This window comes from Kordiimonas sediminis, from assembly GCF_014656395.1.
GTDB lineage: Bacteria > Pseudomonadota > Alphaproteobacteria > Sphingomonadales > Kordiimonadaceae > Kordiimonas_A > Kordiimonas_A sediminis.
In genome coordinates, this window is record NZ_BNCI01000002.1 from 457,417 (window position 1) to 471,244 (window position 13,828).

Sequence of the window (13,828 nt, forward strand, 5' to 3'; positions counted from 1 at the left end):
TCATTATATTGCAAAACAGGTCGGGAGGACTGCCCCCGGCCTGTATGCTGTGGCGATCATTCCTTAGAGTTTCTATCAGCAATGTCTGCAAGGCGCGCATCAATATCAGCGCGACTATACCAGCGACCAGCAGCCATGACACCTGACTGTTTGGTGACCATCATGACGTTGGCACGTGGATCACCGTCCAGAAGAAGCAAGTCCGCCCGCGCCCCGGGTTTGATCTGTCCGAATGTGTCCTTGTCACGGAAATAGGTGCCAGGGGCAATGGTTGAGATTTTGAGTATTTGTGCCGGCGTCAGGCCAATCTCAGACATGCTTTCAATCTCCCGCCATATGGAGAAACCTGGTACGGAGAATATTTGCGGCGCGTCAGAACCTAGCGCAATTTTGGCATCAGCATCTGCCAGCGCTTTTAAAAGCCGGTCTCTATTGGGCGCAATGTTACTGTTGGCTGCCAGATTAATCCGCTCGACGGCATTTTCCCAATTTTTCAAGGTTTCAGAAGGGATATATTTATTCTCTTCTCTCGCCTTTAGGGTATCTAAATCACCACCGCTTCTGAGGAGATTGAAAAGCGGGTGCGTGGGAACAATCCATGCACCGTGTGACAGCGCGAGTTTCACCGCCTTGTCAATCTGTTCATCTGTCAGCGGCCCTTCGTCTCCGCGAAGCCACGCCATGTAGCCGTCCATGTGATCAAGGGATATCTGGCCAGCCTCCAGCGCATTAATAATTCCGACATCCTGCGGGACATGCCCGCCAAACGGTATGCTAAGCTTGTTTGCCTCGTCTGCGATTGCCATATAAGCAGCAAGTTTGATCCCGGGATGAATTTTCAGCAAATCCCACCCGTCTTGTGCATACTGCTGGACAAGTTCCCGACCCTGTTCAGGGGAAGTGACAGTATTACCGTTCAGGCTGGGTGCTGCGAGATACAGAGTAGGGCCTGCAATTTCGCCCTTAGTAATCTGATCACGCATAGTGAACTGAACAGCGTGCCCAAGCATCCCGCGTACAGTAGTGACACCTCCTGCAAGATATAGAAACAATGTGTCCTCAGTCGCTTGCTGGCTCCAGGTTGCGCTGGGGAGATGACCATGCATTTCTGTCATGCCAGGGATCAGATACTTGCCTGTTCCGTCGATGAACTGTGTGTCTTTTGGTAATGATATTGCCGCAGTTGGGCCGACAGCAACAATGCGGTCTCCGTCAATTACGACAGTTGCGTCAGGTATAACTTTACCATCATCCATTGTGATAGCAGTGACCCCGGTTATTGCTGTGCTTGCATATGCCTGTGTTGTTATGAACAGGCTTAAAAATAGAATATATATTCCCCGCATGAAATTTCCCCCTTAGAGTGTCGTGAGTGATATGGTGGTAATATACGACAAATTCTTGCGCATTTCCCCCGTTTTTGATAGCAGAGCGCTGAATAGTTCTTTTACCCGCTTGAATACGGAAGGTCCGTCCACATGATCCCTCGTTATACTCGTCCTCAAATGGCTGCTATCTGGGAACCAGAAAGTCGTTTTCAGATATGGTTTGAAATTGAAGCGCACGCCTGTGATGCCAATGCGAAACTTGGTCGCATTCCAGAAGCAGCAGCAAAAGCAGTATGGGAGCGCGGCAAATGGGAAGTGGACCGTATTGATGAGATCGAGCGCGAAGTTAAGCACGACGTAATTGCATTTCTGACAAACCTTGCTGAACATGTCGGGGACGAGGCGCGCTTTGTTCACCAGGGCATGACCAGTTCTGACGTGCTGGATACATGCTTTAATGTCCAGCTTGTGAAGGCTGCAGATATTCTGATCGATGATCTGGACAAGTTGCTTGTGGTGCTGAGACGTCGCGCCGAAGAGCATAAATATACGGTTTGTATTGGTCGTAGCCACGGTATTCATGCGGAGCCAATCACGTTCGGCCTAAAAATGGCACAAGCCTATGCAGAATTTGACCGTTGCCGCAGCCGCATGATTGCAGCCAGAGAAGAGGTTGCGACCTGTGCAATTTCAGGCGCAGTTGGAACGTTTGCCAACATTGATCCTTATGTGGAAGAGCATGTTGCGAAAGCAATGGGACTGCAGGTAGAGCCGGTTTCCACGCAGGTTATCCCGCGTGACCGTCATGCAATGTATTTCGGTGTTCTGGCCGTAATCGCTAGCTGTGTTGAGCGTCTGGCAACAGAAATTAGACACCTGCAGCGTACGGAAGTACTGGAAGCACAGGAGTATTTCTCCAAAGGTCAAAAAGGTTCAAGCGCTATGCCGCACAAAAAGAACCCTATTCTGACAGAAAACCTGACAGGGCAGGCACGTTTGATCCGGTCTATGTGCATTCCTGCGATGGAAAATGTTGCACTGTGGCATGAGCGGGACATCTCGCACTCTGCGGTTGAGCGTAATATCGGCCCAGACGCTACAGTCGCGCTTGACTTCTCGCTTGCGCGCCTGACGAATGTGATGGATCAGTTGCTCGTTTATCCGGAAAACATGCTGGATAATATGAATAAAATGGGCGGTCTGCCAAACAGCCAGCGTGTTCTGCTGGAATTGACACAGGCGGGCGTGTCCCGCGAAGATGCGTACCGTCTGGTGCAAGCTAATGCGATGAAGGTTTGGGAAAGCCGCGGTGCGCTGCAGCTTCTTGATCTCCTTAAGGAAGATGAAATCGTAACCAGTAAGGTATCGACAGAACAACTGGAACAGCTGTTTAATATGGACTATCATACCAAACATGTTGATACAATTTTCAAGCGGGTGTTCGGAGAGTAACTAAATGTCTGAGGGCAGTCCTTTAAAGGATAGTGCGGCTAAGGTTCCAACGATGGGCGGTGCTCATATTCGCTGGATTGACGCGCCTAAAACCCAGCAGAATAAAGACATTTTGGCTTATATAAAGTCCCTTGAAACTGAGAGCCGCCTTGTAGCAAAGGCGGCTTTTAATCCAATGAAAATCCCGAAATATCTACCCAGCCTGTATCTCGTTGAAGCGATCGATGGCGGACGTGATTTTTGCCTGCGGTTGATGGGCAATTGGGGGGTGGATATTCTTGGTGAAAATCATACCGGAAAATTATTCAGCGAGGTTGATAGCCTTGATGTAGAGTGGCGTTGCCAGATGTTCCGTAAGGTTATCGAAAAGGCGAGCTATATGTTCTGCCTGACCTATGTCGGGGACAAGGATAGCGTTCACAAGGTCATGGAAAATTTACTCGTTCCCCTGACTGATGCGAACGGTGAAATCAAATATATCCTCAACTCTTTCTCCCAGGTGCCCGGTCGCGTTGATGATTATGAGACCGGTGACTACTAAGACCTCCTTATTTCTTTGCAACTGAAGTGCCATCAAGCTCTTTCAGGAAAGCTCGTATAGTCTGAATGTATAAGGACTCGTTTTCAGCCATAGTTGCGTGTCCCGCGTCTGGAATAATGACAGTTCTGCTATCTTTGATCATGCCAGCATATTTGTAGCAGCTTTTTGGGGCCGCTTCATCATACTCACCACAGACCATGAGTGTGGGAACGGCAATGTTTTCCAAGCGCGCACTGACATCATAATTTTTCAGGGTGCCGGGGGCAAAAAACTCGGTAGGGCCCCACATGGTTTCGTACATGACACCGTTTCCCTTTGGGCCGTCTTGACGGTACTGTCTACCCGGGCATGGGTCCTGTCTGCACATATGTCTTTTGTAAAACTCAGCTTCTGCTGCGCGGTAGTCAGGGTGGTCAGTTGTGCCAGCGGCTTCGTGCATTTTGATTGTGTCCCGCACATCTTGGGGAAGGGCATCAATCCATGCCTGATTGTCAGCGATCCACTGTTCAGTATTGATAAGCGGGCTAGAGAGAATAGCAGCCTTTAGCCCTTTCGGGGAGCGGACCGCATACTCTGCAGACAAGGTACCGCCCCAGCTATGACCGGCAATGATTATTTCATCGAGCTTCAAGGCAGACCGAATATGATCAATTTCGGCAACGAAACGTTCCACATTCCAGTTTTTCTGATCACCGGGCCGATCAGAATTACCAGTACCCAACTGATCATACAGGATAACAGGGTAGGTATCGGCAAGCTGAACATACGGCATGTTACCGCGGTGTGTGCCGCCGGGGCCACCATGCATCATTATGATGGCGGGCTTTTTGCCCAGATGTTCTGTGCCGTTCATGCGGTACCAAATCCGGCCACCGTCCACCTGAATGTAGCCAGCGACTTCAGGGTCCTGGTGGGCACTAGGTGCAGTCAGGGCCGGCAGGGCCAGCATCATGGCTGCTATCAGATGGAAGGAGAGTTTTATCATGTGGTCAGGGCCTTATGGTGGTGGCGCAGATGGTCTTCGATGAAGGATGCGATGAAGAAATAGCTGTGATCGTACCCTTCCTGTCGTCGCAGGGTAACGTCCTGGCCTACCTTGGCGCAGACATCTTCGAACAGTTCGGGCATCAGCTGATCTTGCAGGAACGGGTCGGCCAGTCCCTGATCAATCAGAATGTTGACGTTCGCAGCACCGTCACGTTCCAAAAGGGCACAGGCGTCATAATCCACCCATTCATCTTTGTTGCCCGCACCCAGATATTTGGACAGGGCTTTCTGACCCCATGGGCAACTGGTTGGGGACACGATCGGAGCAAACGCTGAGACACTTTTAAATTTATTCCTGTTTTTCAGAAAAAGCGTCAGGGCACCATGCCCACCCATAGAGTGACCAGTTATTGACTGGCGGGTTTCATCGGCTGCGAACATGCTACTTACAAGGGCAGGCAGCTCATCCCGGATGTAGCTGTACATCCGGAAGTTTTTCTTCCAGGGAATAGAGGTCGCATCCAGATAAAATCCTGCCCCTTGCCCCATGTCGTAGGCATCATCGTTGGGAACATCGTCTCCGCGCGGACTGGTATCCGGGCAAACAACCATCAGCCCAAGTTCGCTCGCCATTCTTTGAAAGCCTGCCTTGACGGTTGCATTGTCCTCGGTACAGGTCAAACCCGACAGATACCAAAGGATAGGTACGTCATGATGTTGCGCGGCAGGGGGCTGGTACACACTGAAACGCATGTCACAGCCCAAGACGGCAGACCGGTGCTTATAGTAGCCCTGTATGCCACCAAAACTGCCTGCTTCTGAAATGATCTCAAACGTCACGCCTAGAACTCCACAACGCTGCGGATGCTTTCGCCGTGATGCATCAGATCAAATGCTTTGTTGATATCTTCAAGGGGCATTTTATGGGTGATCAGATCATCAATATTGATCTTGCCGTCCATATACCAATCAACAATTTTCGGCACATCTGTTCGGCCACGCGCACCGCCAAATGCAGACCCGCGCCAGACGCGGCCTGTTACCAACTGGAACGGACGGGTAGAGATTTCCTGTCCGGCACCGGCCACACCGATAATGATGCTTTCGCCCCAGCCTTTGTGGCAGCATTCAAGCGCCTGCCGCATGGTGTTAACATTGCCGATACATTCAAAACTATAATCCGCGCCCCCATTTGTCAGGTCCATAATGCCTTCCATAATGTCGCATTCATTTGGGTTCAGAAAATCTGTCATACCAAACTGGCGCCCGATTTCCGCACGGTCATTATTCAGGTCAATACCAATGATTTTGTTGGCACCTACCATCCGGGCGCCCTGAATAACATTAAGCCCAATACCACCAAGGCCAAAGACAACAACGTTGGAGCCTGGCTCCACCTTCGCGTCAAAGGCAACAGCGCCGACGCCTGTGGTAACACCGCACCCGATGTAACAGATTTTGTCAAACGGGGCATCTTCGCGCACTTTAGCCAGCGCAATTTCTGGCAGGACTGTAAAGTTAGAGAAAGTCGAACAGCCCATATAGTGCAGAATAGGGGTGCCATCGATGCTGAATCGGCTGCTGCCGTCCGGCATCAGGCCCTGACCCTGCGTTTCGCGGATCGCCTGACACAGATTTGTTTTTGGATGCAGACAGTAATCACATTCGCGACATTCGGGCGTATAAAGCGGAATAACATGATCGCCCGGTTTCACGCTGGTGACACCTGCGCCAACATCGCGGACAATGCCTGCACCCTCGTGGCCCAAAATTGCGGGGAAAGCACCTTCCGGATCATCACCGGACAGGGTGAATGCATCCGTATGGCACACGCCTGTTGCAATAATTTCGACCAATACTTCCCCTGCTTTTGGCCCTTCAAGGTCAACCGTTTCGATGGAAAGTGGTGCGCCTGCCTTAAAGGCGACTGCTGCTTTTGTTTTCATGGAATTCCCTCTTGGTTTTTTTCCATACTATACGCTATGTTTCTGACCGTGCAATGACAACCCATCATACAGGATCATGTAATGACTATAGTAACGGCGGCAATTCTTGTTATCGGCGATGAAATCCTATCGGGGCGTACACAGGATACCAACACTAATTATATTGCCCGGTGGCTTAATGAGATCGGTATTGACCTGATGGAGGCACGGGTCGTCACAGATGTGGAAGCAGACATTGTGGCGGCGCTGAATGCCCTGCGGGCGCGCTATACCTATGTTTTTACAACCGGCGGGATTGGCCCAACCCATGATGATATCACTGCAGAGGCTGTCGCCGCCGTCTTTGGTGTGCCGCTGGGGGTCGACAAGGAAGCCTACAGGCGACTTGAAGCACATTACGGGGCCGCAGACTTCACCCCGGCACGGCAGCGTATGGCACGGGTTCCCGAAGGCGGTATCCTGATTGATAATCCCGTGTCTATCGCACCCGGTTTTCAGGTCGGGAATGTTTTTGTCATGGCTGGGGTGCCAAAAATCATGCAGGCGATGCTGGAACATATTCGCGACCGGTTGCAGGGCGGCCAGACCATGCTGTCAAACGCGGTGACGATCATGGCACCTGAAAGCAAGATGGCAGGTGCCATCGGTGATATTCAGGCCGCAAACCCGAATACTGCCATCGGCAGTTACCCGTTTATGGAAGCCCAGCGGTTCGGCTGCCAGATTGTTGTCCGTGCACGTACGCAGGCGGATATCGACAAGGCGATTGCGTCCGTGGTGGCCTATGCGGACGGGGAACAGTTTGACTATGAAAAAAATTGAATTTAGGTCTTTTCAAAACTTATAAGCTATGGTCTATAGTCGCACACCAATCGTCGAATGACTGGGTAGGCGCCCGTGGCGAAATTGGTAGACGCAAGAGACTTAAAATCTCTCGTTCTTTATGAACGTGCCGGTTCGAGTCCGGCCGGGCGCACCATGAACCCCCGCAATAGTTAAACAAAAAGCGCAAAGGCGCGCTTTTGTTTTACGCTGCGTGGTTCATCCCCGCGGGAGGCGGGTTTCAGCATGTCACCTATATTGATAATCCTTCCGGAGGGGGCTTCCGCTTGTTGGGTATGGCTGCCTAATACTTCCCAAAAAATGACCCGCTGGATTGCGGGCGCTCTGCAATCAGAGAAAAATCAGCTATCGCCTCTTTTCTGTGGGCTTCACTCCTCCTCATCCTCTGGGCCATGGCTCACCAAGCCCTGCAATGGTGCAGAACAGTGCGAAAGTGGACTAAGTGGAGTGCAGATTGCGAAGCTGAACGAAGCGCGCGAAGGACATCGCGTAGCAGAACGGAGGCGAAGCCGGAGGACAAACAGGCCCGTACCGATTTTGGGAAAATGATTTACCTGCGAATATTCAGAAGCTTAACTGGCACAATAGACAAAAATCTAGTAATAGTAGATTTTACGCCCTCAAGAAGGAAACACTTTGGATTGGCGGTCGCAACTGGTTTTGTAGTGATAGATAGATTTTAGGGGGAGATAAACATGGTAAATTGGAACGCTCGCCTCGAAGGCTGGAAGCCAGAGCAAGGGGATGTTCGCTCAGCATATGAAATCGATTATGGGCGAGTTATCCATTCTGCGTCCTTTCGACGCTTGCAGGGTAAAACTCAGATTCTAAATTTGGGCGACAGTGATTTTTATCGCACTCGACTAACTCACTCAATGGAGGTAGCTCAGATCAGCTATGGGCTGGTTCGACAACTTCAGCAATTTGAAGAAGTCCAGAATTATCTCCCTTCCCAGAGCCTGATGCAAACGATTGGCCTAATCCACGATCTTGGACATCCGCCTTTTGGCCATGGTGGTGAAGTGGCATTGAACTATTGCATGCGTAGTCATGGCGGCTTCGAAGGCAATGGACAAACACTACGAATTTTGAGCAGGTTGGAAAAATTCTCTGGCCGGGCAGGCTCGAACCTCACTAGACGTACCTTGTTAGGGTGCCTGAAATATCCAGCCGCATATTCAGAAGTTGCAAACCCGGACATCACTCCATCCAAACAAAACAGTGTGACTGGAGTAAATCTATTAGATCGCAAAACGTGCAAGCCGCCAAAATGTTACCTAAACAATGAAAAGGACGTTGTGAAGTGGATTATCAACGAGTTTGATGAAGCTGACCAGAATGAGCTAATCAGATTTGACAAGAAAAAGGACAAACACAGTGCGACGCGTCACAAGGCGCTTGATTGTTCGATTATGGATATTGCTGATGATATCTCCAATGGTGTCCATGATTTGGAAGATGCGATCTCCATGGGTCTAATCACCGATCAGGACTTTAGAAGGTTGGTCAGGCTCGATGGCTGCCGAGCCTATCTGGACTGGCTTGTTTCTAGATATCCAAAAGAATTTGGCTCCAACTCAGTCTATGAAACCTTTATTCATAAATTATTCCACGATGGAGGAAGTATTCGCAAACGCCAGATCAGTAGATTGATCAATTATTTCATCTCTAACGTAAAAGTTCTAGATAAAGGGCTAATATTTAAGGAACCACTTCTTCGCTATAATGCCACTCTTCCTACTCATATTATGGCCTTTGCACTGAAGCTAAAGGATTTCGTTTATCAAGCCGTAATAGCCAGTCCGAATGTCCAGCATATGGAATTCAAAGGACAACAGATGGTTGTTGATGTCTTTGATATAATAGCTCATGAGCCAAAACGTTTTCTCGAGCCGAAAACGTACGATACATTTAAAGAGGCAGGCGATGATGGTCTCCGGGTACTCTGTGACCATATTTCTGGCATGACGGACAATTATCTTCTGCATTTATATGAACGCCTACTCAGTCCCCGTATGGGTTCGGTATTTGACAAACTCTAGTCATAATGGTTTCGCCAATTAATCACCTTCCCGTCGGACTTGGCTTCGCAAGCTGGCGGACACCCGCAAGCAGGGGGATGTGACGATGATCTGGCGGGGCACGGGCATAACGCTGCATTTTCTTCCGCTTGATGTTTCGGTGACTTTCAGGGACGGCGTGTTCGTCTGGCTGGTCCGGTTCAGCGCACGCAAATTTGTCTTTCATCGTTGCCAGAAAATTGACACAAGTACAGATCAGGATGCATTCTACAGTATCAGTATCTCCAGTATTAATGCCGGATTTGTTTTCAGTTATTCAGAAGGATTTTTCATGTCAAAAGTAACCTCCACCAGCAAAGCGTTTGTTATTCTCGCCTGTGGTCTTTCCGTGGCTGCGTGCACCAACGAAGAAGTGGGAACGGTGATCGGGGCGGCAACGGGGGCTGTTGTCGGCAATGAAATCGGTGGCGATGCAGGGCTGGTTATCGGCGCTGCTCTTGGTGGTCTTGCGGGGAATCGCATCGGGGAAAAACTGGATGAACGTGACCGTTTGTTGATGGAAAGGGCGTATCAGGATTCGCTTGAAAACGGTCGCTCGGGCCATCCTGTGGAATGGCGCAACCCTGACAATGGCCACCGCGGCAGTTTCACACCGTATGAAGCGTATCACACTAACGAGGGCGATGTTTGCCGGAAATACGAACAGGCTGTCGTTACAGGACACGAGAGCCAAAAGGGCCTTGCTGTTGCGTGTCGGAATAAGCGCGGCAAGTGGAATACGCGCGCGAACTAAGGTCCAAAGCTTAGGGTGTTTGAGAGGAAGACGGGGCAGGTCTATTGTAAACGGTCGGTACAATCACCATATACTCTTTATACACCAATCGTTGGTGTTTTATCGCAGTTGTACAACGCTGCTCATATGAAAGGACATTTCATGTCCTATAAAGACCTTTCCAAATCTGCTGACAAACAGGACCATTCTGAAAAGAATCAAAAGCCTTCGGCGGTTGAAGTAAAACCTACAGACACTCCGAAAGTAGCAGAGCCTAAAAAAGGCTAAATCAAGATGCCTGCGGGATAGAGCTTCTGTCCCGCAAGACAAGGAATGCCATCATCGGCCCCTGATATTGTCGCTATAGTACGGTATTCTAATAGTACATTATCCGCCTCTTATACAGTATGCCTACAGGTATATCTGTACCCCCATTGTCCTCTTATGCAGTCATTCTGCAAACTTTGACCTTAGTGGTCATGGTCCGGTGCGCTTGATCACAGGTGTGCTCAATTCATCTTTCATTGCTAACCCTTTGTCGCAAAACTGTTGTTTTGGGGATTGCTGTTTTATTCCCTGATCAGGGCCATGGTTTGGGCACAGTGAAGACGCGTCAGATATATGCGGGATCCTGTTTTACAGTCCCGGAGTGGTGTTCGTTGATTTGATGAAAGGGATAAAGGGGTATGATGAGAATAGTTTCATTCGTTCTGGCACTATTAATTTCAAGTACTGTATCAGTGGCAGACGAGGCAAAAAATGTCTGGAGCAAAGAGCAGCAAGAGATTATCGAGCTTAATCGCTGGGTAGCAATGGCGCCGAAAGAAGCAGGGTATGAGGCCTACGCGGCCTTGTTTCATCCGGATTATACCAACTGGTATATGGAAGGGGACCAGCGGTCTATCAGAACACGGGACGCGTATCTGGACGCTGTGAAGTCGTGGCTGGATGCCGGTAACTATGCGACCTATAGCAAGATCGTGCCAGTCAGTGTCGATATTATTGGCGATGTTGCCTATATCCGTAATCTGGCAGAGGAACATTTTCATCATCCGGATCAGGATCCGACCAAATTTGTTGGCCATTTTGTCAGCCTGATGAAAAAGCATGAGGGCAAGTGGACTTTCTACCGGACATCCTTCCAGACCCGGTATCGTGGGCCGATCGAAGGGGCAGAAATTTCCCTGGAAGATTATTAGTAATCTGATTTTGTCTGACTTTTCAAAGAATTGCCGCCCGGTCCGTGCAGGGAATATGCTTGTGGCCGGGTGCCAGCGTGCGCCAGAGCGTGCTAGAGCCCCGAAGGGGTAAAGCGTGAAACGCACGGTTGTGCCGATTTCATCTTTACAAAATGTTCTCTTTTTGTTCTAATTTGCGAGCGATGTAAATTAGTTGGCGAACATGAGAAAACCCGAAACCATTACCACAGCCTTTATCGATTTTGACGGCTTTTTCGCGGGCGTTGAGGAACAGGCGCGGCCTGCGCTTCGCGGCAAGCCGATTGGCATTATTCCGTTCGAGCACACCAGTGCTACCTGCGTGATCGCGGCGAATATCAAGGCGAAACGCATGGGGGTGAAGTCGATTATGCCTGTCACAGAGGCAAGGCGGGTTTGCCCTGATATTCAACTGGTACCGCAATCGCCGGATTTGTACGAACGGGCGCACCAGAAGCTCTTGCTGACAATTGAAAAGGAAATTCCGGTCGAAGCGATTTGTTCGATTGATGAGCTTTCCTGCCGGTTGGACCCCGCAGACATTGCGGCGCCCGAGGCTCTTGCCGCACGGATCAAAGCTCGCATTCGGACTGAGGTAGGGCCGTATCTGACCTGTTCTATTGGCATGGCTCCTAATCGGCAGCTTGCCAAAATTGCCAGCGATATGGACAAACCAGACGGTCTGACGATCTTTCATCCTGCTGATTTGCCGGGAAGATTGTTTGATCTGATGCTGGACGATATCCCGGGCGTTGGTAAACGCATGCGCACGCGGCTGAATATGGCAGGAATCGCAACTGTTGAGGATTTATGGCGCTCTGAACCCAAGCGTTTGCGCGGGATTTGGGGCAATGTTACGGGCGAACGCATGTGGTATGCACTGCACGGATATGATGTGAAGGCAGACCCAACTCAGCGGTCCATGTTTGGGCATGGTCGGGTGCTGCCCCCGGAATGGCGGGACTTTGATCATGCGTATGACTGCGCCCGCCTGTTGACGATCAAGGCTGCGCGCCGGTTGCGGCGGGCCCGGCTCTGTGCGCGAAAGTTCGGGTTATGGCTGAAAATGCGGGATGATGGCTGGTCGGGGGAAAGCTATATCGGGGATGTGAATGATGACCATAGCGCCGTTTATGCCTTGACCCGGTTATGGCAGGCTGCGCGGCAGGAGCTCCCGAAAAACAGCCGGTTTATTCAGGTGCATGTTGCCTTGTATCATTTGTCGCCGGAAGGGCATCAGCAGGAAGATCTGTTTTTGTCACAGGATAAAAACCGCGGCAAATGGCATTCCCTAAGTCATGCCATGGACCAGTTGAATAATCGATATGCGAAATCTTTGGTCACACTCGGTTTTTGGACGCCGCCACCGGGGGGCTACGCCGGCGGCAAGATTTCTTTTACACGTATTCCTGAGGCAGCGGATTTTTGGTGATGACTGATCTACAGCTTTATGATTATAGCGAAGGATATGAGTTCCGCTTCAAATGTGGCCGGTGTGGATACATTTGGTGTGATCATCCTGCAACGTTGCTGCAGCATACGGACATGCACGACCGTATGTATCTGGAAGAAGTGGAAAAGCGACTGGTTTGCCGTAACTGTAAAACCCGGCACGTTCAAATCACCCCCATGATCCGCAGGGTTACACACGGGTTCGTCGGTGGCTTGCCTTAGGGGGCTGTGGGGCTGTTCGAGTGTGTGCTACGGACTGTAGTGGCTTAGGGGGAGGGCAGATAGCTTGACATAGGACAGGGGGCAATAGTGTGCCCCCTGAAAATAATAGTGTTAATCTGTAGATTATTGTTGGTTTAACTGGGTTTCACGCTGGAAATTGAGCCTGACAAGAGTATCCACTGCGGCTTGGTCGTCACCGTCGCCCCAACTGTCACAGGACTGGACATAGGTGTTGTTATAATACCCAACTTTATCCCCCGGATTTAACCAGAAAGAAACATAGCGACACCCGCGCAGTGAAGCGCCGAAGCCGTTTTGTGCGGAAAATTCAAACTTGTAAATCCCGGCGGGGCGTCCTTTCTCGTCCTGTCCGGCCCACACAAGTTCTTCGGACTTTTCATCATAGCTATCCGGGCTGTTCAGTGTGTTAATAAGTAAAGAGCGGGCATACCCGTCGCCAGACTTGGCAAATTCCTTTGTGCGTTCCTGCATTGCCTTTTGTTGTTTTTCAAATTCTACACGCTTGATATAGAGGGTGATGTCAAATCCGCGGTCTTGAAAATATTTTGTAGTGTTCGCACTTTCGTGCCGCACAGAAGCATCAATGGCATTTTCATAAGGGCCAAAAGGCTTGCTTGGGTCTGCACCTGCCTGGATAAGGGTTTCGAGCATTGGCAAATTATCCATCAGGACCGCATATTGAAGGAGTGACCAGTCCGTATGGTTGCGAACATCCTGTGACAAGGCTTCGCGCGCGAAAGCGACATCGCCATTTTCAATCGGTTCTACATAGACACTTTGAAACGAGTCCCCCTGAAACCATGCTGATGCTTGAATTAGAATAATGACGCCAACTGCGCCCCATAATGTTTTTTTCACAAACTTCCCTCTCAAACTCATCTGTAAAAATGAAATCAATACAGATAGTTAGTGACGGTATTATCTTAATTTTTTCTGAACACGTTGAGGGAAAGACAATATTGTTTTTACAGAAAAGTCAGTGTGACTTCGTAAGGATGCATAAGCTTCACTATAAGTGGCAAGCCT

The 13,828-nt window shown here is 50.0% G+C and carries 14 protein-coding genes and 1 tRNA gene; 10 read left to right on the forward strand and 5 right to left on the reverse strand.

The annotated features are described in order from the left end of the window. Window positions 1–56: 56 nt before the first annotated feature. Complete coding sequence (locus IE181_RS09735) at window positions 57–1,346, reverse strand: amidohydrolase family protein (protein ID WP_191252413.1); 1,290 nt, start codon at window positions 1,344–1,346, stop codon at window positions 57–59. A gap of 132 nt (window positions 1,347–1,478) precedes the next feature. Between IE181_RS09735 and purB the strand changes: the two genes are divergently transcribed. Both purB and IE181_RS09745 read left to right on the forward strand, forming a co-directional pair. Then, complete coding sequence (gene purB, locus IE181_RS09740; protein WP_191252415.1) at window positions 1,479–2,780, forward strand: adenylosuccinate lyase; 1,302 nt, start codon at window positions 1,479–1,481, stop codon at window positions 2,778–2,780. Window positions 2,781–2,784: 4 nt separating this feature from the next. Further along, window positions 2,785–3,321 carry a PAS domain-containing protein gene (locus tag IE181_RS09745; protein ID WP_191252417.1) on the forward strand — a complete coding sequence of 179 codons (537 nt, stop codon included), beginning with the start codon at window positions 2,785–2,787 and terminating at the stop codon, window positions 3,319–3,321. A gap of 7 nt (window positions 3,322–3,328) precedes the next feature. Here the strand turns inward: IE181_RS09745 and IE181_RS09750 are convergent, their stop codons facing one another. Genes IE181_RS09750 through IE181_RS09760 form a run of 3 tightly spaced genes read right to left on the reverse strand, consistent with a single transcriptional unit; the run spans window position 3,329 to window position 6,254 of the window. Beyond that, window positions 3,329–4,306 (reverse strand): proline iminopeptidase-family hydrolase, encoded by a 978-nt coding sequence (locus IE181_RS09750; protein WP_191252419.1) that lies wholly within the window; start codon window positions 4,304–4,306, stop codon window positions 3,329–3,331. Further along, window positions 4,303–5,148 (reverse strand): S-formylglutathione hydrolase, encoded by an 846-nt coding sequence (fghA, locus tag IE181_RS09755; protein WP_191252421.1) that lies wholly within the window; start codon window positions 5,146–5,148, stop codon window positions 4,303–4,305. The genes IE181_RS09750 and fghA overlap by 4 nt, the downstream gene beginning before the upstream one ends. Window positions 5,149–5,150: 2 nt before the next feature. Then, window positions 5,151–6,254: an S-(hydroxymethyl)glutathione dehydrogenase/class III alcohol dehydrogenase gene (locus IE181_RS09760; protein WP_191252423.1), complete on the reverse strand. Its 1,104-nt coding sequence runs from the start codon at window positions 6,252–6,254 to the stop codon at window positions 5,151–5,153. An 81-nt stretch (window positions 6,255–6,335) separates the two neighbouring features. Here IE181_RS09760 and IE181_RS09765 point away from each other — a divergent pair, with 81 nt between their 5' ends. The 8 genes from IE181_RS09765 (at window position 6,336) to IE181_RS09795 (ending at window position 12,781) form a co-directional block, all read left to right on the forward strand. Then, window positions 6,336–7,076, forward strand: coding sequence for a competence/damage-inducible protein A (locus IE181_RS09765; protein WP_191252425.1), 741 nt, complete (start codon window positions 6,336–6,338; stop codon window positions 7,074–7,076). A gap of 69 nt (window positions 7,077–7,145) precedes the next feature. Further along, window positions 7,146–7,233: transfer RNA gene (locus IE181_RS09770), tRNA-Leu, on the forward strand. A gap of 559 nt (window positions 7,234–7,792) precedes the next feature. After that, window positions 7,793–9,139, forward strand: coding sequence for an anti-phage deoxyguanosine triphosphatase (locus tag IE181_RS09775; protein ID WP_191252427.1), 1,347 nt, complete (start codon window positions 7,793–7,795; stop codon window positions 9,137–9,139). Window positions 9,140–9,224: 85 nt separating this feature from the next. Further along, a complete protein-coding gene (locus tag IE181_RS09780; protein ID WP_229819512.1) occupies window positions 9,225–9,911 on the forward strand; it encodes an RT0821/Lpp0805 family surface protein in 687 nt (228 codons plus the stop codon). Window positions 9,912–10,052: 141 nt separating this feature from the next. Then, window positions 10,053–10,178 carry a hypothetical protein gene (locus tag IE181_RS14690; RefSeq protein WP_268245738.1) on the forward strand — a complete coding sequence of 42 codons (126 nt, stop codon included), beginning with the start codon at window positions 10,053–10,055 and terminating at the stop codon, window positions 10,176–10,178. Window positions 10,179–10,576: 398 nt separating this feature from the next. Then, window positions 10,577–11,089: a YybH family protein gene (locus IE181_RS09785; protein ID WP_191252431.1), complete on the forward strand. Its 513-nt coding sequence runs from the start codon at window positions 10,577–10,579 to the stop codon at window positions 11,087–11,089. Window positions 11,090–11,291: 202 nt separating this feature from the next. Then, the gene (locus IE181_RS09790) at window positions 11,292–12,539 is read left to right on the forward strand and encodes a Y-family DNA polymerase (protein ID WP_191252433.1); all 1,248 of its coding nucleotides are present in this window, start codon (window positions 11,292–11,294) and stop codon (window positions 12,537–12,539) included. Then, window positions 12,539–12,781, forward strand: a complete 243-nt coding sequence (locus IE181_RS09795) for a hypothetical protein (protein ID WP_191252435.1) — start codon at window positions 12,539–12,541, stop codon at window positions 12,779–12,781. The genes IE181_RS09790 and IE181_RS09795 overlap by 1 nt, the downstream gene beginning before the upstream one ends. Window positions 12,782–12,904: 123 nt before the next feature. Here IE181_RS09795 and IE181_RS09800 read toward each other — a convergent pair whose 3' ends face one another. Then, on the reverse strand, window positions 12,905–13,660 hold the full coding sequence (locus IE181_RS09800; protein ID WP_191252437.1) for an ankyrin repeat domain-containing protein: 756 nt from the start codon (window positions 13,658–13,660) through the stop codon (window positions 12,905–12,907). Window positions 13,661–13,828: the final 168 nt, after the last annotated feature.